Source organism: Cognatiluteimonas telluris (genome assembly GCF_011320095.1).
Lineage (GTDB): Bacteria > Pseudomonadota > Gammaproteobacteria > Xanthomonadales > Xanthomonadaceae > Cognatiluteimonas > Cognatiluteimonas telluris.
The window spans coordinates 1-955 of record NZ_JAANOY010000100.1 but is presented as its reverse complement, the minus strand read 5'-3'; the positions used below and the strand labels follow the sequence as shown (position 1 = coordinate 955).

General features: G+C 58.1%; 2 protein-coding genes. Both read right to left on the bottom strand.

The window, feature by feature from the left end; genetic code table 11:
* Positions 1-209: 209 nt before the first annotated feature.
* Positions 210-530: a type II toxin-antitoxin system RelE/ParE family toxin gene (locus G7B67_RS13185; protein ID WP_166213163.1), complete on the bottom strand. Its 321-nt coding sequence runs from the start codon at positions 528-530 to the stop codon at positions 210-212.
* On the bottom strand, positions 518-775 hold the full coding sequence (locus G7B67_RS13180; RefSeq protein WP_166213161.1) for a type II toxin-antitoxin system Phd/YefM family antitoxin: 258 nt from the start codon (positions 773-775) through the stop codon (positions 518-520). Before G7B67_RS13180 ends, G7B67_RS13185 begins: the two co-directional genes overlap by 13 nt.
* Positions 776-955: the final 180 nt, after the last annotated feature.

The following is a 955-nucleotide window of genomic DNA, read 5'->3' as shown; positions in this document are numbered from 1 at the left end:
GTACCAGCGCGCTGCTGCCGCCAGATCAGCCACCGGGTAAATTGCTGTGCGAAGCCCGAGAATCATCGTTGCTTATCCGAGTAACAGTCTGAAACGGTCAGCGCGCTAACACCTGAATTAAGCCGACTTGCGTAGTGGAAGCGAAAGCGTGGCAGGCTTTTGTTGCCACGCTTTTGCTGGAACGAAGCAAGTTCGGCTTGAATGAATTGTTAGACCCTTGGCCGTTTAGCCCGGGCCCCTAGCTGACGACTGCGAAGCAAGCGCTCGGATCGCATGACGTGCAGAACAAAAACAGTCTTTCCATCGTAGCGGTAGAACACGCGGCAGGGCGGCTCTACGATCTGGCGGTAGCGAGAGCGCTTAAGTTCCTGCGGCCGGCTGCCACTCTCCGGATGGTCAGCCAGCTGCTCCACGTGCGCAAAGACACGTTGCACAAGCTCTGTGGCTGCGGCCGGGTTCTCTAAGGCGATGTAGTCACCGATAGCGTCCAGGTCGCTCAGGGCCGGCTCTGACCAGACTATTTCAGCCATCTGGCAAGACGCTTCTTGGCCTGGGTTTGGGAAACGGCACGCCCCTCAGCAATCGCCTGTTCTCCGCGGGCGATACCCTCGAGGATGCTCATGCGCTGCTGCATGAGCTCGTAACTCTCCACGTCCACCAAGTAGGCAGTAGGCAGCCCGTGCTGGGTGATCAGAATCGGCTCCTTGTCCCGCTCCACATCGGAGAGGAGTTCGGTAGCCTGCCGTTTCAGGGTCGTGACGAGTTCAGTGCGCATGGAGTGACACTACAGTATCACTCTGCGGGTGCGCAAGAGGGTCGCCCAAGGGTCTAACACCTGAATTAAGCCGACCTGCGTAGTGGAGGCAAAAGGTGGCACGCTTTTCAGTGCCGCCTTTTGCTGGAACGAAGCGGGTTCGGCTTGAATGAATCGTTAGGCCGCCATTTGCCCACAAGA

Bases quoted from the DNA above. Each gene is read 5' to 3' on its own strand.
- G7B67_RS13185 (WP_166213163.1), bottom strand. From the start codon at position 530: ATGGCTGAAATAGTCTGGTCAGAGCCGGCCCTGAGCGACCTGGACGCT.
- G7B67_RS13180 (WP_166213161.1), bottom strand. From the start codon at position 775: ATGCGCACTGAACTCGTCACGACCCTGAAACGGCAGGCTACCGAACTC.